General features: G+C 59.6%; 11 protein-coding genes. 2 read left to right on the top strand and 9 right to left on the bottom strand.

Annotation, left to right across the window (positions count from 1 at the left end):
- Positions 1–4: 4 nt before the first annotated feature.
- The 4 genes from tuf to rpsL all read right to left on the bottom strand — a co-directional run bounded on the left by tuf (position 5) and on the right by rpsL (position 4,243).
- Positions 5–1,180, bottom strand: a complete 1,176-nt coding sequence (gene tuf / locus AC1DYF_RS28955; RefSeq protein ID WP_477880869.1) for an elongation factor Tu — start codon at positions 1,178–1,180, stop codon at positions 5–7.
- Positions 1,181–1,248: 68 nt separating this feature from the next.
- Positions 1,249–3,348, bottom strand: coding sequence for an elongation factor G (gene fusA, locus AC1DYF_RS28960; protein WP_477880871.1), 2,100 nt, complete (start codon positions 3,346–3,348; stop codon positions 1,249–1,251).
- A 24-nt stretch (positions 3,349–3,372) separates the two neighbouring features.
- A complete protein-coding gene (gene rpsG, locus AC1DYF_RS28965; RefSeq protein WP_477880873.1) occupies positions 3,373–3,843 on the bottom strand; it encodes a 30S ribosomal protein S7 in 471 nt (156 codons plus the stop codon).
- 28 nt (positions 3,844–3,871) lie between these two features.
- Complete coding sequence (rpsL, locus tag AC1DYF_RS28970; protein ID WP_477880875.1) at positions 3,872–4,243, bottom strand: 30S ribosomal protein S12; 372 nt, start codon at positions 4,241–4,243, stop codon at positions 3,872–3,874.
- A 578-nt stretch (positions 4,244–4,821) separates the two neighbouring features.
- Between rpsL and AC1DYF_RS28975 the strand changes: the two genes are divergently transcribed.
- Both AC1DYF_RS28975 and AC1DYF_RS28980 read left to right on the top strand, forming a co-directional pair.
- The gene (locus AC1DYF_RS28975; protein ID WP_477880877.1) at positions 4,822–5,112 is read left to right on the top strand and encodes a transcriptional regulator; all 291 of its coding nucleotides are present in this window, start codon (positions 4,822–4,824) and stop codon (positions 5,110–5,112) included.
- A gap of 153 nt (positions 5,113–5,265) precedes the next feature.
- The gene (locus tag AC1DYF_RS28980; RefSeq protein ID WP_477880878.1) at positions 5,266–5,973 is read left to right on the top strand and encodes an acid phosphatase; all 708 of its coding nucleotides are present in this window, start codon (positions 5,266–5,268) and stop codon (positions 5,971–5,973) included.
- Between the two features lie 149 nt (positions 5,974–6,122).
- Here AC1DYF_RS28980 and AC1DYF_RS28985 read toward each other — a convergent pair whose 3' ends face one another.
- The 5 genes from AC1DYF_RS28985 to rplJ form a co-directional block, all read right to left on the bottom strand.
- On the bottom strand, positions 6,123–7,613 hold the full coding sequence (locus tag AC1DYF_RS28985; RefSeq protein WP_477880880.1) for a calcium-binding protein: 1,491 nt from the start codon (positions 7,611–7,613) through the stop codon (positions 6,123–6,125).
- Between the two features lie 202 nt (positions 7,614–7,815).
- A complete protein-coding gene (rpoC, locus tag AC1DYF_RS28990) occupies positions 7,816–12,027 on the bottom strand; it encodes a DNA-directed RNA polymerase subunit beta' (RefSeq protein WP_477880882.1) in 4,212 nt (1,403 codons plus the stop codon).
- A gap of 202 nt (positions 12,028–12,229) precedes the next feature.
- Entirely contained in the window at positions 12,230–16,366 is a 4,137-nt protein-coding gene (gene rpoB, locus AC1DYF_RS28995; protein ID WP_477880883.1) for a DNA-directed RNA polymerase subunit beta, read from the bottom strand.
- A 251-nt stretch (positions 16,367–16,617) separates the two neighbouring features.
- Entirely contained in the window at positions 16,618–16,995 is a 378-nt protein-coding gene (gene rplL / locus AC1DYF_RS29000; protein WP_477880884.1) for a 50S ribosomal protein L7/L12, read from the bottom strand.
- Positions 16,996–17,058: 63 nt separating this feature from the next.
- Positions 17,059–17,580 carry a 50S ribosomal protein L10 gene (rplJ, locus tag AC1DYF_RS29005; RefSeq protein ID WP_477880886.1) on the bottom strand — a complete coding sequence of 174 codons (522 nt, stop codon included), beginning with the start codon at positions 17,578–17,580 and terminating at the stop codon, positions 17,059–17,061.
- Between the last annotated feature and the right edge of the window lies 1 nt (position 17,581).

A 17,581-nucleotide genomic window follows, 5' to 3' on the forward strand; every position in this document is an offset into this window, starting at 1 on the left:
TCGATTACTCGACGATGGAGGCGACGATGCCGGCGCCGACGGTACGGCCGCCTTCGCGGATAGCGAAGCGCAGCTTCTCTTCCATCGCGATCGGAACGATCAGCTCGACGTCAACGGCCACGTTGTCGCCCGGCATGACCATTTCCGTGCCTTCCGGAAGCGTGACGATACCCGTCACGTCCGTCGTGCGGAAGTAGAACTGCGGGCGATAGTTGGTGAAGAACGGCGTATGACGGCCACCCTCTTCCTTCGTCAGGATGTAGGCTTCCGCCTTGAACTTCTTGTGCGGCTTGACCGAACCCGGCTTGCACAGGATCTGGCCACGCTCGACGCCGTCACGGGTGACGCCACGCAGCAGCGCACCGATGTTGTCGCCTGCCTGGCCCTGGTCGAGCAGCTTGCGGAACATTTCCACGCCGGTCACGGTCGTCTTGGTGGTCGGGCGGATGCCGACGATCTCGACTTCTTCGCCAACCTTGACAATGCCGCGCTCGACACGACCGGTCACGACCGTACCGCGGCCGGAGATCGAGAACACGTCTTCGATCGGCAGCAGGAACGGCATGTTGATCGGACGCTCAGGCGTCGGGATGTAGGCGTCGACAGCAGCCATCAGTTCGCGGATCGCGTCTTCACCGATCTTCTTGTCGCTATCTTCGAGAGCGGCCAGAGCCGAACCCTTGACGATCGGAATTTCGTCGCCCGGGAATTCGTAGGACGACAGCAGTTCGCGCACTTCGAGCTCGACGAGTTCGAGAAGCTCGGCGTCATCGACCTGGTCGACCTTGTTGAGGAACACCACGATCGCCGGAACGCCAACCTGACGGGCGAGCAGGATGTGCTCGCGGGTCTGCGGCATCGGGCCGTCGGCAGCCGAGCAAACCAGGATCGCGCCRTCCATCTGCGCAGCACCGGTGATCATGTTCTTCACATAGTCGGCGTGGCCGGGGCAGTCGACGTGAGCATAGTGGCGGGCAGCCGTCTCGTATTCGACGTGAGCGGTCGAGATCGTGATGCCACGGGCCTTCTCTTCCGGTGCAGCGTCGATCTGGTCATACGCCTTGTATTCGCCGAAATACTTGGTGATCGCAGCGGTCAGCGACGTCTTGCCATGGTCAACGTGACCAATCGTGCCAATGTTCACGTGCGGCTTGTTCCGCTCGAATTTTCCTTTTGCCATTTTTGGCTCCTTAATTCCCAAGCCTCTCGAAGAGGCTGTGATTTCACATCAATTCGTAAATATTCCGATCAACGCTGACCGGAATATTTGGCCTGGATTTCCTGGGCGACGTTGGCCGGAACCGGCGCGTAGTGATCGAAGGTCATCGAATACTGAGCGCGGCCCTGCGACATCGAGCGCAACTTGTCGACATACTTGAACATGTTGGCGAGCGGCACGTGAGCGTTGATCACGACCGAGACGCCACGCGATTCCTGGCCCTGGATCTGGCCGCGACGAGCGTTCAAGTCGCCGATGCAGTCGCCGACATAATCTTCCGGCGTCACGACTTCGACCTTCATGATCGGCTCAAGCAACTGTGCGCCGGCCTTCTTCGCTGCTTCACGGAAGCAGGCGCGGGAGGCGATTTCGAAGGCGAGAACCGACGAGTCGACGTCATGGTAGGCGCCGTCGATCAGGGCAGCCTTGACGCCCAGCATCGGGAAGCCTGCCAGCGGACCGGAAGACAGAACGCTTTCGATACCCTTTTGAACGCCCGGGATGTATTCCTTCGGAACGGCACCACCGACGATCTTGGATTCGAACTTGAACTCTTCGCCTTCCGGGTTCGGCCCGAAGACGATCTTGACGCGCGCGAACTGGYCCGAACCACCCGACTGCTTCTTGTGGGTATAGTCTTCGGTGTGTTCGCGGGTCAGCGTCTCGCGATAGGCAACCTGAGGCTCGCCAACATTGGCTTCGACCTTGAATTCGCGACGCATGCGGTCGACGATGATGTCGAGATGCAATTCGCCCATGCCGGCGATGATCGTCTGGCCGGATTCTTCGTCGGTCTTGACGCGGAAAGACGGGTCTTCGGCAGCGAGGCGATTGAGCGCGAGGCCCATCTTTTCCTGGTCGCCCTTGGACTTCGGCTCGATGGCGATCTGAATGACCGGCTCGGGGAATTCCATGCGCTCGAGGATAACAGGCTTCAGCGGGTCGCAGAGTGTGTCACCGGTGGTGGACTCCTTGAGGCCGGCGAGGGCGACGATGTCGCCTGCAAAGGCTTCCTCGATGTCTTCGCGCGAGTTGGAGTGCATCTGCAGCATGCGGCCGACGCGTTCGCGCTTGTCCTTGACGGTGTTGAGAACCGACGTGCCCTTTTCGAGCTTGCCCGAATAGACGCGGCAGAAGGTCAGCGAACCGACGAAGGGGTCGTTCATGATCTTGAACGCGAGCATGGAGAGCGGCTCGTTGTCGTCGGCATGACGATCGATTTCTTTTTCGGTCTTGAAGTCGATGCCCTTGATCGAGGGAATGTCGATCGGCGACGGCAGGAATTCGACGACGGCGTCGAGCAGCGGCTGCACGCCCTTGTTCTTGAAGGCAGAGCCGCAGAACATCGGGAAGAACTTGACGTCGATCGTACCACGGCGGATGAGCGCGCGAATCTGATCGTTGTCGGGCATGTTGCCTTCGAGATAGGCTTCCATCGCCGCTTCGTCGATCTCGACCACGGTCTCGATCATCTTCTCACGGAACTCTTCGGCGCGAGCCTTGAGGTCGTCCGGAATCTCGACGACGTCCCAGAGGGCGCCGAGCGACTCGTCGCGCCACACGAGCGCGTTCATCTCGATCAGGTCGACAACGCCCTTGAATTCGGTTTCAGCGCCGATCGGCAGCTGGCAGACGACGGCTGTGGCGCCGAGGCGGCTCTTGATCATCTCGACGGAGCGGTAGAAGTCCGCGCCGGTCTTGTCCATCTTGTTGCAGAAGATCATCCGCGGAACGTTGTACTTGTCGGCCTGACGCCAGACAGTTTCCGTCTGCGGTTCGACACCGGCATTCGCATCGAGCAGCGCAACGGCGCCGTCGAGCACGCGCAGCGAACGTTCGACTTCGATGGTGAAGTCGACGTGGCCGGGGGTGTCGATGATGTTGAAGCGGCGCATCTTGCCGTCACGGCCCTTCCAGAAGGTCGTGGTCGCGGCAGACGTAATCGTGATGCCGCGTTCCTGCTCCTGCTCCATCCAGTCCATCGTGGCAGCGCCGTCGTGGACTTCGCCGATCTTGTGGGACTTGCCGGTGTAGTACAGGATACGCTCAGTCGTCGTCGTCTTGCCGGCGTCGATATGCGCCATGATACCGAAATTGCGGTAGTCTTCGATCTTATATTCGCGAGCCATTTTGGGACTGCCTTCCTTCGATGATTACCAGCGATAGTGCGAGAACGCACGGTTGGCTTCCGCCATCTTATGCGTGTCTTCGCGCTTCTTGACGGCAGAGCCACGATTGTTGGCAGCGTCGAGGATTTCGCCGCAAAGGCGGTCGACCATGGTGGTCTCGTTGCGCTTGCGGGCGGCAGTGATCAGCCAGCGGATAGCCAGCGCCTGGCGGCGCTCCGGACGGACGTCGACCGGAACCTGGTAGGTTGCACCACCAACGCGGCGCGAACGGACTTCGACATGCGGCGCGATATTGTCGAGCGCAGTATGGAAGAGGCCGATCGGCTCAGCTTTGGCCTTGCTCTGGGCAGCGTCGAAGGCGCTGTAAACGATCGTTTCAGCGACAGACTTCTTGCCATCATACATGATGGCGTTCATGAACTTCGTGACGATCAAATCGCCGAACTTCGGGTCCGGATTGATCTCGCGCTTTTCTGCTTTATGACGTCGGGACATATTTCTCGTCTCTCAACTGGAGCAATTCTTACTTCGGACGCTTCGCGCCGTACTTCGAGCGGCGCTGCTTGCGGTTCTTGACACCCTGGGTATCGAGAACGCCGCGGATGATGTGGTAGCGCACGCCCGGAAGGTCCTTGACGCGGCCGCCGCGGATCATGACCACGGAATGTTCCTGCAGGTTATGGCCTTCACCGGGGATATAGCCGATGACTTCGAACTGATTGACCAGACGGATCTTCGCGACCTTACGCAGAGCCGAGTTCGGCTTCTTCGGAGTGGTCGTGTAGACGCGGGTGCACACACCACGCTTCTGCGGGTTCTCCTGCAGGGCAGGAACCTTGTTGCGCTTGACCTGTGCCTGACGCGGCTTGCGGATCAGCTGGTTTACGGTAGGCATGAAACCATCCTTAAAACTGTTTTCCTCACTCCTTGCGGAGCATGTTCTTGCCGTTGCCGGCACAGAGCACATGAACGATCATACGCAAAACCGGATCGATCCGCCTGACGTGGCAGATGACCCGAATCAAACAGAGGATGCCCGTTAAGAGCATCATGCGTGCAGCGATCGTGTTTCAACGTGCTATGACGAACCTTGTTTGGGGCGAACTCCAGGACGCGTCGTCCCGAACCAGCCAGCCCCACATCGGCTCTGATGGCGCGGGAAATAAAGCCATTCCCCCGTTACGTCAAGGCCCCGGACAAGATTTTGTCGTCAAAACCCTGGAATGCCCGCCTTGCGCGGCTTGCATGGCGTCCTGAGGCACTAATTTGGGCGTCAATGTCATCATATTCCAGAAGCGGCGGACGAAAAAGACAATATTTCATTGTCTCAGACAGCGTGAGTCCTTATCTTGCGGGGAAATGAGCGGGCGCTTTAAGCGTTTGTACCATTTCGATTCTATAGAGAGTCGCAGTCGAGTCCTGCCGGCCACGGTTTTCCATCTGCCCTGCCCGCATTCCACAGGAGAATCAGTCATGGAAGAACCCGTCAACGACAACGAGCCGCGGCACGGTTTCGTCTTCATCATCATCGGCAAGGCCTATGCGGACGCAGACGGCGAAGGCATCGACATTCATATCCTGCTGCGCGCTCCCGATGACGACACCGCCGTCCGCGATGCCCTCAATGCCCTCTCCGAAGAAGGTTTCCACGAGGCGGACCTCGACCAGATCGGCACGCTGATGGGCGAACCGGACGAGGAGCCGCATCTGTCGGCCTATCAGGGCGCTCTCGAAGGAGAGATCTCGATCATCCGCTTCAATTGAGGGCCTGATCCGTCAATCGTCGCGTTTGCTGGTATCATGCGCCATGCGGTCGCAGAGAGATTATCGATTTTCTTCGGCCGCATCACACCATTGTCATCGAGCTCAAACAATCACTTGGTAGGAACAGCGGTCCGCCTTCCAAGGGAGCTCTCCATGGCCAACATCACCAAAATCCTTGCCGCCGGCATTATCGCCTTCGGCCTCGTCTCGCCCGTCTTCGCCGAAGATGCCAAGCCCTTCGCCGATAATCGGGAAATCGATCTCACCCAGTTGCTCGCGCCGCCGCCGGCCAATGATTCCGAGCTGACCAAGGAAGAGATTGGCGAATTGCTCACTATCCAAGTCACGCGCACCAAGGCGATGGAAGAGCGCGCCATCGCCGACGCGGAAGAAGACATCTGGAGATTCTCCGACGTCATCGACAATCCGAAGTTCACCAAGGAGAACCTGCCGAAATTCGCGGCCTTCTTCGATCGCGTCGCCGCTACCGAAGGCGCAGTGGTCGATCCGGCCAAGGATGTCTGGAAGCGTCCTCGCCCGCATCTGCTCTATCCCGAGCTTGTAAAGCCGGTGGTAAAACTGTCGAAGTCGGGCTCCTATCCGTCCGGCCATGCAACGGTCGGCACGCTGATGGGCATCGTCCTCGCCGAAATGGTGCCGGAAAAGAAGGCGGCGATCATGGACCGCGCTTGGGAATATGCCCATAACCGCGAAATCGGCGGCATCCACTATCGGTCCGACATCGAGGCCGGGCGCATTGCTGGCACCGTAATCGCTGCCACGATCATGACGCATCCTGACTACAAGGCAGAATATGACGCCGCCAAGGAAGAACTGCGCAAGACGCTCGGCCTGAACTAAAACCGTCGTCTGTTGCTCGAAGCCGCCGACGCACGCCGGCGGCTTTCTTGCCACTCGTTCATGCGAGGCGACGATCTCGTCAAACTGCACGAATTCCTGCGCAAGGCGCCGCCGCAGCATTGTGTTGCAGGGCACCTTCCGCAAATATTTCAGGACAGGATGAAATCGTTGGCAGTCAGTGTAATAGCGCCCTTCAGTACGAGATCGAAGTCCGCCCCAGTCTGCCCGTCGACATCACCGTAAACTATGGTGTATTCACCCTGCTGCGTATTCACGATCGTGAAATGCACTTCCCCTTGGGCGGCCGTACCGCCCTCTCCCTTGAACTGCAATCCGCCAATGCCGCTGAAATCGATCTTGTCGTCTTGGGCTTGGGAGAAATCGGCGATGTAATCTCGGTGTCCCTGCTCGGTACCAATCGCCTGGGCATTGTTGAAGACGAACGTGTCTGCACCGGTGCCGCCATAGAACTGCTGCACGCCCGTACCCGCAACCAGCGTATCGTCGCCCGAATTGCCCGCGGCCCAGCCGTCGGCAGAGCCCAGCTTGATCGTGTCATCGAAGGCTGAGCCGGCGATCGCCTCGATGCTCTTCGTCGTTTCCGTATTGCCAAATCCATCGTCGATGATCTGGCCGCCGGACTTCGTCATATCGACATTGACGCCATGCTCGCCGATATTGGTGGACCAGTAGAAACTCACCACATCAACGCCGCCACCCCCATTATAGCTGTCCTTGCCGGCCAAACCATGGAACTCGTTAACTGAGCCATCGCCGACGAAGGTGTCATTTTTCGCCGTGCCGTCGACATCCCAGATGTTCTTGACCGTGTCCTTGTCGCCGAAGCCATCAATGATATAGCCCTTGTCGAGCCGGGCATTGATGCCGGCATCTGCGCCATAGACTGCGTCGCGGTCATAGCGCGCGGTATTCTCGCCGGCGCCTCCGTCGATGACATCCTTGCCCTTCAGGCCCATGAAGGATTCGTCCGCACTGCCGCCGGTCATCTTGTCATTGAAAATAGATCCGCGCAGTTCTTCGATACTGCCGGTCAGCTTGTCCTTGCCGCCCCAACTGTCCGTGATCACACCGGTTGCGAGGTTCGCGGTAATTCCATGTTTCGCGTCGGAGAAGAAATAGGTATCCTCGTAGCTAACCGTGTCGAATCCGGCACCGCCCTTGAATGTATCGTTGCCTTCCGAACCACTGGCGAATCCGCCCATCCTGCCGAAGGTGATCATATCGTTTCCATGATCGGTGCCGACGCTCATCGTGTCTATGACGGTGTTGCTGCCGTAGATCTTGTCGTTGCCAGCGGAAAGCGCGCTCAGGAAATTGAATATGCTTGGAWCGCTCGCCAGCGCGCTCGCCACGGTCTTGGCAATGTAATCTCCGCCCGTGACCGAAAGCAAAGTGCCGTCATCGGCGTTGTCGAACGTGACGGACTTGATGGAGCCTGCGGTGACGGCGTTGCCTTTTGTCTTGAGGCCGCTGCCCGTCAGCGTGACGGTGTCGCCATTCTTGTCTTCATAGACGACCTGCGTCGTCGAGTGCGACTTGAGCTCCAGGCTCGCATCGTCATAGACATCCTGCAACTGCGTGAATTGCGGCAACGCATCGCCGAATTTGAACACTGCCATCTCAACCTCCCGCCCATTGTACCAACGGCGACCCCGATCGCGCTGCTACAATAGACCGAAAGATTTCGTTAACAATTAGACCTGCTGACGCAGGCGCTATACGAGGTTGGATTTCTTGAACAAAGTACGTCGAAGCCACCAAAAAGAAAAAGCCGCCGAAATTGCTCTCGGCGGCTTTCCATTATTCTAGATTGTCGTTCGCTTACTCTGCGGCCGGAGCCTGCTCTTCCGAGTTCAGGTTCTGCAGCATCGGGGTAGCATCCGAAGCGCCTGAACCACGCTTGCGCTCTTCGAGGATCATGTCGTCGCGGGCCATGGCGATCCGGCGGATCTGGGTCATGGTGCCGCCCGTACCGGCCGGGATCAGACGACCGACGATGACGTTTTCCTTGAGACCCTGCAGCGTGTCGCGCTTGCCGGCAATCGCAGCTTCCGTCAGCACCTTCGTCGTTTCCTGGAAGGAAGCGGCGGAGATGAAGGACGGCGTCTGCAGCGACGCCTTGGTGATGCCGAGAAGAACCGGCTCGCCATAAGCGGGCTTCTTGCCTTCCTCGACCAGGCGTTCGTTGACCTCTTCCAGTTCGATCCGGTCGACATTGTCGCCCGTGATATAGCCGGAATCGCCCTGCTCGGTGATCTCGACCTTCTGCAGCATCTGGCGAACGATCACCTCGATGTGCTTGTCGTTGATCAACACGCCCTGCAGACGGTAGACTTCCTGGATTTCGTTGACCAGGTAGGAAGCCAGAGCCTCCACGCCCTTGATCGCCAGAATGTCATGCGGCGCCGGGTTGCCGTCGAGGATGTAGTCGCCCTTCTCGATGAAGTCGCCTTCCTGCAGATGGAAAGGCTTGCCCTTCGGGATCAGGTATTCGACCGGCTCGACACCGTCTTCCGCCGGCTCGATGATGACGCGACGCTTGTTCTTGTAGTCGCGGCCGAGGCGGATCGTACCATCGATTTCGGCGATGATCGCATGATCCTTCGGACGGCGGGCTTCGAACAGTTCCGCGACGCGCGGCAGACCACCGGTGATGTCCTTGGTCTTGGCGCTTTCCATCGGCGAACGGGCGAGCACGTCACCCTGGCTGACCTTCTGGCCCGGCTCGACCGAAAGAATGGCCTCGACGGACAGGAAGTAGCGGGCATCACCACCACGGCTAAGCTTCAGGATATGGCCGGACTCATCCTTGAGGACAATGGCAGGCTTCAGGTCGGAACCACGCGGGGTCGAACGCCAGTCGATGACCTGGCGCTTGGTGATACCCGTGCTTTCGTCGGTCGATTCCGTCACCGACAGACCGTCGACGACATCTTCGAACTCGATCCGGCCGCTGACTTCGGTCAGCATCGGACGGGTATAGGGATCCCATTCCGCAAGGCGCTGGCCGCGCCTGACCTTGTCGCCTTCGTCCACATGCAGGCGCGAGCCGTAGGCGACGCGCTGCGAGGAACGTTCCACGCCGCGTTCGTCCAGGATCGTCACCGAAATGTTGCGGCCCATGGCAACCAGGTTGCCGTCGGAGTTGCGCAGCACATTGCGGTTCTTGATCTGGATCGTGCCTTCATAGGACGCTTCCAGGAACGACTGGTCGACCACCGTTGCCGTACCGCCCAGGTGGAAGGTACGCATGGTGAGCTGCGTGCCCGGCTCGCCGATCGACTGCGCGGCAATGACGCCCACAGCTTCGCCGATATTGACGGGGGTACCGCGTGCAAGGTCGCGGCCGTAGCAGACGCCGCAGACGCCGGTGCGGATTTCACAGGTCAGTGCCGAACGGATGCGGACGGACTGGATACCAGCCTTTTCGATCGTGACGACATTGGCTTCATCGATCATCTTGCCGGCATCGACGATACGCTCGCCGGTGACCGGGTTGTCGATGTCATCCAGGGCCGTGCGGCCGAGGATGCGCTGGCCGATCGAGGCCACGACCTGACCGGCATCGACGATTGCCGTCATGGTCAGACCCGACTGGGTGCCGCAATCGACATGCGTGACGATGCAATCCTGCGCCACGTCGACGAGACGACGCGTCAGGTAGCCCGAGTTCGCAGTCTTCAGCGCGGTGTCGGCCAGACCCTTGCGGGCGCCGTGGGTCGAGTTGAAGTACTCGTTGACGGTCAGGCCTTCCTTGAAGTTCGACGTGATCGGCGTTTCGATGATCGAGCCATCCGGCTTGGCCATCAGGCCGCGCATGCCGCCGAGCTGCGACATCTGCTTCGGCGAACCGCGGGCACCCGAGTGGCTCATCATATAGATCGAGTTCATCTGCTTCTGGCGACCATCCTCGCGGAATTCGACAGCCTTCAGACGCTCCATCATCTTTTCGGCGACCTTTTCAGTCGCCTTGCCCCAGGCGTCGACAACCTTGTTGTACTTTTCGCCCTGGGTGATCAGACCGTCATTGTACTGCTGCTCGTATTCCTTGACGAGGTTTTCGGTCTCGTCGACGATCGTGTACTTGTCCTTCGGGATGACCATGTCGTCCTTGCCGAACGAAATGCCGGCGCGGCATGCATGGGCAAAGCCAAGCTGCATGATGCGGTCGCAGAAGATCACCGTGTCCTTCTGGCCGCAATGACGGTAGACCGTGTCGATCATCTTGGAGATGTTCTTCTTGGTCATTTCCTGGTTGCAGGTCTCGAAGGGAACGTTGACGTTCTTCGGCAGCAGTTCGCCGATGATCATGCGGCCCGGCGTCGTCTCATAGATCTTCGAAACCGGCTTGCCTTCAGCATCGATGGTCTTGAAGCGACCCTTGATTTTGGTGTGCAGCGTGACGACCTTGGTTTCGAGCGCATGCTGCAGTTCGCCGAGATCGGAGAACACCATGCCCTCGCCCGGCTCGTTCTGAGCGACGATCGAGAGATAATAGAGACCAAGCACCATGTCCTGCGACGGCACGATGATCGGTGCGCCGTTCGCCGGATGCAGGATGTTGTTGGTCGACATCATCAGCACGCGGGCTTCGAGCTGGGCTTCGAGGCTCAGCGGCACGTGCACGGCCATCTGGTCGCCGTCGAAGTCGGCGTTGAAGGCGGTGCAGACGAGCGGATGCAGCTGGATCGCCTTGCCTTCGACCAACATCGGTTCGAAGGCCTGGATGCCCAGGCGGTGCAGCGTCGGCGCACGGTTGAGCAGCACCGGATGCTCGCGGATGACCTCGTCGAGGATATCCCAAACTTCAGGCTTTTCCTTTTCAACCAGCTTCTTGGCCTGCTTGACGGTGGAAGAATAGCCCTTGGCGTCAAGGCGCGCGTAGATGAACGGCTTGAACAGTTCGAGCGCCATCTTCTTCGGCAGGCCGCACTGGTGCAGCTTGAGCTCCGGACCCGTCACGATGACCGAGCGGCCGGAATAGTCGACGCGCTTGCCGAGCAGGTTCTGGCGGAAGCGGCCCTGCTTGCCCTTGAGCATGTCGGAGAGCGACTTCAGCGGACGCTTGTTGGCGCCGGTGATGACGCGGCCACGGCGGCCGTTGTCGAACAGCGCGTCCACAGCTTCCTGCAGCATGCGCTTTTCGTTGCGGATGATGATGCCCGGCGCGCGCAGTTCGATCAGCCGCTTCAGACGATTGTTGCGGTTGATGACGCGGCGATAGAGGTCGTTGAGATCAGACGTCGCGAAGCGGCCGCCATCGAGCGGCACCAGCGGACGCAGGTCCGGCGGGATCACCGGCACGACCTTCATGATCATCCATTCCGGCTTGTTGCCGGAGTCGATGAAGCTTTCGACGATCTTCAGCCGCTTCATCAGCTTCTTCTGCTTGAGATCGGACGTGGTATCCGCCAGGTCGCTGCGCAACTCGCCGGCGATCTTCTCAAGTTCCATCGCCGCCAGCATTTCGAGGATGGCCTCGGCGCCGATCATGGCGGTGAACTGGTCCTCGCCATATTCGTCGACGGCCAGCATGTACTCTTCTTCCGAGAGCAGCTGGTTTTCCTTGAGCGCGGTCAGGCCTGGCTCGGTGACGATGTAGTTCTCGAAATAGAGAACACGCTCGACATCCTTGAGCGTCATGTCAAGCAGGGTCGAGATGCGCGAGGGCAGCGACTTCAGGAACCAGATATGCGCGACCGGAGCGGCGAGCTCGATATGGCCCATGCGTTCGCGGCGCACACGCGACAGCGTCACTTCGACGCCGCACTTTTCGCAGATGATGCCCTTGTACTTCATGCGCTTGTACTTGCCGCACAAGCATTCATAGTCCTTGATCGGGCCGAAGATGCGCGCGCAGAACAGGCCGTCGCGCTCCGGCTTGAAGGTACGGTAATTGATGGTCTCGGGCTTCTTGATTTCGCCATAAGACCAGGAAAGAATCTTCTCTGGCGAGGCGATCGAAATCCGGATGGAATCGAACACCTGTGCCGGGGCCTGCGGGTTGAAAAGATTCATGACCTCTTGGTTCATGCCTATCTCCTTGGGGGCGCCAAACCCTTAAAATGGAAGTCGGGGCTCATCTCGGGCAAGATTCACCGCTTCCGAAATCTCTTGACACCGCGTCACCGCGGAATTCCACCGATCGGTCCGTCCGAGGCGCTGGCACACGAAACGGACAAAACAGTGGCACCGCGCGCAGTTTTCTCCCGCGCGCGGCTGATAATCGTCAATTTTACTCTGCCGCGTCGGGCAGTTCGGCCGTCGCTTCTTCGACCAGTGTATTTTCGAGCTCGACTGACAGGCCGAGCGAGCGCATTTCCTTGACGAGAACGTTGAAGCTCTCCGGAATGCCCGCTTCGAACGTGTCGTCGCCGCGCACGATCGCTTCGTAGACCTTGGTGCGGCCGGCTACGTCGTCCGACTTCACCGTCAGCATCTCCTGCAGCGTGTAGGCGGCGCCATAGGCTTCGAGCGCCCAGACTTCCATTTCGCCGAAGCGCTGGCCGCCGAACTGCGCCTTACCGCCCAGCGGCTGCTGGGTCACGAGCGAGTACGGACCGATCGAACGAGCGTGGATCTTGTCGTCGACCAGGTGGTTGAGCTTCAGCATATAAATGTAGCCCACAGTCACCTGACGGTCGAACTGTTCGCCGGTACGACCGTCATACAGCGTCGACTGACCCGTTTCCTTCAGACCGGCATCCGCCAGCATCCGGTTGATGTCGGCTTCATGCGCACCGTCGAACACCGGCGTGGCGATCGAGACGCCACGCTTGGACTGCTCGGCCAGACGCAGGATAGACGCATCGTCGAGATCCTTGACCGGCTCGGCCTTCGGGCCGGTGCCCATCAGGTCGTTCATCCGGACCTTCAGCGGCTCGATATTGCCCGACGCCTTGTAGGCCTCGATCATTTCACCGATCTTGCGGCCCATGCCGGCGCAGGCCCAACCCAGATGGGTTTCAAGGATCTGACCGACATTCATGCGCGACGGCACACCGAGCGGGTTGAGCACGACGTCGACCGACGTACCATCCTCGAGGAACGGCATGTCTTCCACCGGAACAATGCGCGAGACCACGCCCTTGTTGCCGTGACGGCCGGCCATCTTGTCGCCCGGCTGGATCTTGCGCTTCACAGCGACGAAGACCTTGACCATCTTCATGACACCCGGGGGCATTTCGTCGCCGCGCTGGACCTTCTCGACCTTGTCCATGAAGCGCTGTTCGAGCAGCGACTTGGACTCGTCGTACTGGCCACGCAGCGCTTCGAGCTCGCCCTGGACCTTTTCGTCCTCGACGGCGAACATCCACCACTGCGAGCGGGGATATTCGGCGACAACAGCCTGGGTCAGGTCGGTGCCCTTCTTGAAGCCCTTGGGGCCGGCAATGCCGACATGGCCGCGAAGCATGCCGATCAGACGGCCATAGACGTTGCGGTCCAGGATCGCCTGTTCGTCGTCGCGGTCCTTGGCGAGACGCTCGATCTCCTCGCGCTCGATCGCCATGGCGCGTTCGTCCTTCTCGACGCCGTGGCGGTTGAAGACGCGTACTTCGACGACCGTGCCATAGGTGCCCGGGGGCATGCGCATGGACGTGTCGCGAACGTCGGAGGCCTTTTCGCCGAAGATGGCGCGCAGCAGCTTTTCTTCCGGTGTCATCGGGCTTTCGCCCTTTGGCGTGATCTTGCCGACCAGGATGTCGCCCGGCTGCACTTCCGCACCGATATAGACGATACCGGCTTCGTCGAGATTCTTCAGCGCTTCTTCCGAAACGTTTGGAATGTCGCGGGTGATTTCTTCCGGACCAAGCTTGGTGTCACGCGCCATCACTTCGAATTCTTCGATGTGGATGGAGGTGAACACGTCGTCGGCGACGATCCGCTCGGAAAGCAGGATCGAGTCTTCGTAGTTGTAGCCATTCCACGGCATGAACGCGACGAGCGCGTTGCGGCCGAGCGCCAGATCGCCGAGATCGGTCGACGGGCCGTCGGCGAGGATGTCGCCGCGGTTGACCTCGTCGCCCACGGTGACCAGCGGACGCTGGTTGACGCAGGTGTTCTGGTTCGAGCGCTGGAACTTCTGCAGCCGATAGATGTCGACACCGGACTTCGACGGATCGAGGTCTTCGGTCGCGCGGATAACGATACGCGTCGCATCCACCTGGTCGACCACGCCGCCGCGGCGGGCACCGATAGCGGCGCCGGAGTCACGGGCAACGATCGGCTCCATGCCGGTACCGACGAACGGGGCTTCGGCACGCAGAAGCGGCACGGCCTGACGCTGCATGTTCGAACCCATGAGCGCGCGGTTGGCGTCGTCGTTCTCGAGGAACGGGATGAGCGCCGCCGCCACCGAAACGACCTGCTTCGGCGAGACGTCCATCAGGTTGATGTGGTCGCGCGGTGCGAGCATGACTTCGCCGGCGTGACGGCAGACGACGAACTCTTCCGAGAACGAGCCGTCGGCATTCATCACCGAATTGGCCTGCGCGATGTAATACTTCGCCTCTTCCATGGCGGAGAGGTAGATGACATCGCTGGTCAGCTTGCCGTCGACCATCTTGCGGTACGGGCTTTCGATGAAGCCATACTTGTTGACGCGCGCAAACGTCGCCAGCGAGTTGATCAGACCGATATTCGGGCCTTCCGGCGTCTCGATCGGGCAGATGCGGCCATAGTGGGTCGGATGCACGTCGCGGACTTCGAAGCCGGCGCGCTCGCGGGTCAAACCACCGGGTCCAAGCGCCGAAAGACGACGCTTGTGGGTGATTTCCGACAGCGGGTTGACCTGGTCCATGAACTGGCTGAGCTGCGAGGAACCGAAGAACTCGCGCACGGCGGCAGCCGCCGGCTTGGCGTTGATCAGATCCTGCGGCATGACCGTGTCGATCTCGATCGAGGACATGCGTTCCTTGATCGCGCGCTCCATGCGCAGCAGGCCGAGACGGTACTGGTTTTCCATCAGTTCGCCGACCGAACGGACGCGGCGGTTGCCGAGATTGTCGATGTCGTCAATCTCCCCCTTGCCGTCGCGCAGGTCGACCAGCATCTTGACCACGGCCAGGATGTCGTCCTTGCGCAGGATGCGCACGGTGTCATCGACCGTGAGATCGAGACGCATGTTCATCTTGACGCGGCCGACAGCCGACAGGTCATAGCGCTCCGCGTCGAAGAACAGCGACTGGAACATGGCCTCGGCCGATTCCATCGTCGGCGGCTCGCCCGGACGCATGACGCGGTAGATGTCGAACAGAGCGTCCTGACGGTTCTCGTTCTTGTCGACGTTGAGGGTGTTGCGGATATAGGCGCCGACATTGATATGGTCGATATCGAGCACCGGAATCTCGTCGAAACCAGCATCGAGAATGACGCGCAGCGTCTTCTCATCGATCTCGTCGCCGGCTTCAAGATAGATTTCACCCGTGTTCGGGTTGACGACGTCCTCGGCGAGATAGTTGCCATAAAGCTCGTCATCGGTCGCACGCAGCGCCTTGATGCCCTTGTCGGACAGTTGGCGAAGCAGGCGCGGCGTCAGCTTCTTGCCGGCCTCGACCACGACTTCGCCGCTGTCGGCGTCGATAAGATCGGAAATGACCTTCGAGCCCCTCAGCGTGTTCGGCTGGAACGGCACGCGCCAGGCTTTGCCATCCCGGTGATAGGTCGAATGAGTGTAGAATGTCGACAGCATGTCTTCGCCGTCCATGCCAAGCGCCATCAGCAGCGAGGACACGGGAATCTTGCGGCGGCGGTCGATACGCGCATGAACGATATCCTTGGCGTCGAACTCGATGTCGAGCCAGGAGCCGCGATACGGGATCACGCGTGCAGCAAACAAGAGCTTGCCTGACGAATGGCTCTTGCCCTTGTCGTGGTCGAAGAACACGCCCGGCGAACGGTGCATCTGCGAGACGATGACGCGTTCGGTGCCGTTCACGATGAACGTACCGTTATTTGTCATCAGCGGCATGTCGCCCATATAGACGGACTGCTCCTTGATGTCCTTGATGGACTTGGAGCCGGTATCCTCATCGATATCGAACACGATCAGGCGCAACGTCACCTTGAGCGGCGCTGCATAGGTCAGGTCGCGCTGGCGGCATTCGTCGACGTCGAACTTCGGCGGCTCGAATTCATAGGAGACGAATTCCAGCATCGCCGCGCCCGAAAAGTCGGTGATCGGGAAAACGGACTTGAAAACAGCATTCAGCCCCTCGTCCGGCCGACCGCCTTCCGGCTCTTTGACCATGAGGAACTGGTCGTAGGACGCCTTCTGCACCTCGATGAGGTTGGGCATCTCTGCGACTTCGGGAATCTTTCCAAAAAACTTGCGTACGCGCCTACGACCATTAAACGAAAGGGTCTGAGCCATCGTCGCTCCTTATCAATTTGCATCCGGGCCTGCAACGGACGCAGCACGCTGGCCAGGCGGCTCCGTCTATCATGGATCATTCAATCTCGTTCCACTTCCCAAGACGCCAGGCCGGATTGCCATGCGCTCGGTTCGGAACCATCCTCTTGAAGAACCCATTACCCAAAAGCCGATTTACCGGCTTTTGGGTAATCAGTACCACCAGATCATGGATGAGAGTGGGCGGTGCGCCCACTCTCAAACACAACAAATTACTTGACGTCGACCTTGGCGCCGGCGCCTTCAAGCTTCTTCTTGATGTCTTCGGCTTCAGCCTTGGAGACTGCTTCCTTGACCGGCTTCGGAGCGCCGTCAACCAGGTCCTTGGCTTCCTTGAGGCCGAGGGCCGTGATCGCACGGACTTCCTTGATGACGTTGATCTTGTTGGCACCGGCTTCGACGAGGATAACGTCGAATTCGGTCTTTTCTTCAACGACGGCAACCGGGGCAGCAGTACCGCCAACAGCAGCAACAGCCACCGGAGCAGCGGCGGAAACGCCCCACTTTTCTTCGAGCAGCTTGGAGAGCTCAGCAGCTTCCAGGACGGTCAGGCTGGAGAGGTCGTCAACGATCTTTGCGAGATCAGCCATTTTCATATTTCCTTACGTTTGGTTCGAACTTGGTTCTAGTTGATGTGACAGCGAAGTACCGCCTCAAGCGGCTTCTTCGTCCTTCTTGGCATATGCCGCGAAAACGCGCGCAAGCTGGGCTGCCGGAGCCTGAACGACAGCAGCGATGCGGGTAGCCGGGGTTTGGATCATACCCAGCAGTCTCGCACGCAGTTCGTCCAGCGACGGCAACGTCGCAAGTGCTTTTACGCCTTCGGCATCGAGAGCCGTCGCGCCCATGGCTCCGCCGATGATGACCAGCTTGTCGTTGGTCTTGGCGAAATCAGAGGCGATCTTGGGAGCCGTAATCGGATCATTCGCATAGCAAATGAGCGTCTGGCCCTTGAAAAGATTGTTGATCTTTTCAGACTCCGTGCCCTGAAGAGCGATCTTGGCCAGGCGGTTCTTCGCGACCTTGACGGTGCCACCCTGTGCGCGCATCTTCGAACGAAGATCGTTCATCTGCGCGACGGTGACGCCGGCATAACTCGCCACGACCACCGAACCGGAAGCCTTGAAGACTTCGTTCAGTTCCGAGACGAATTCGCGTTTTTCCGCTCTTTCCACT

Source organism: Rhizobium sp. P2_G9, assembly GCF_056403475.1.

Excerpts from the sequence above, each read along its gene's own strand:
- rpsG (WP_477880873.1), bottom strand. The coding sequence starts at position 3,843 with ATGTCCCGACGTCATAAAGCAGAAAAGCGCGAGATCAATCCGGACCCG.
- AC1DYF_RS28980 (WP_477880878.1), top strand. The coding sequence starts at position 5,266 with ATGGCCAACATCACCAAAATCCTTGCCGCCGGCATTATCGCCTTCGGC.
- rpoB (WP_477880883.1), bottom strand. The coding sequence starts at position 16,366 with ATGGCTCAGACCCTTTCGTTTAATGGTCGTAGGCGCGTACGCAAGTTT.
- rpsL (WP_477880875.1), bottom strand. The coding sequence starts at position 4,243 with ATGCCTACCGTAAACCAGCTGATCCGCAAGCCGCGTCAGGCACAGGTC.
- rpoC (WP_477880882.1), bottom strand. The coding sequence starts at position 12,027 with ATGAACCAAGAGGTCATGAATCTTTTCAACCCGCAGGCCCCGGCACAG.
- rplL (WP_477880884.1), bottom strand. The coding sequence starts at position 16,995 with ATGGCTGATCTCGCAAAGATCGTTGACGACCTCTCCAGCCTGACCGTC.
- AC1DYF_RS28975 (WP_477880877.1), top strand. The coding sequence starts at position 4,822 with ATGGAAGAACCCGTCAACGACAACGAGCCGCGGCACGGTTTCGTCTTC.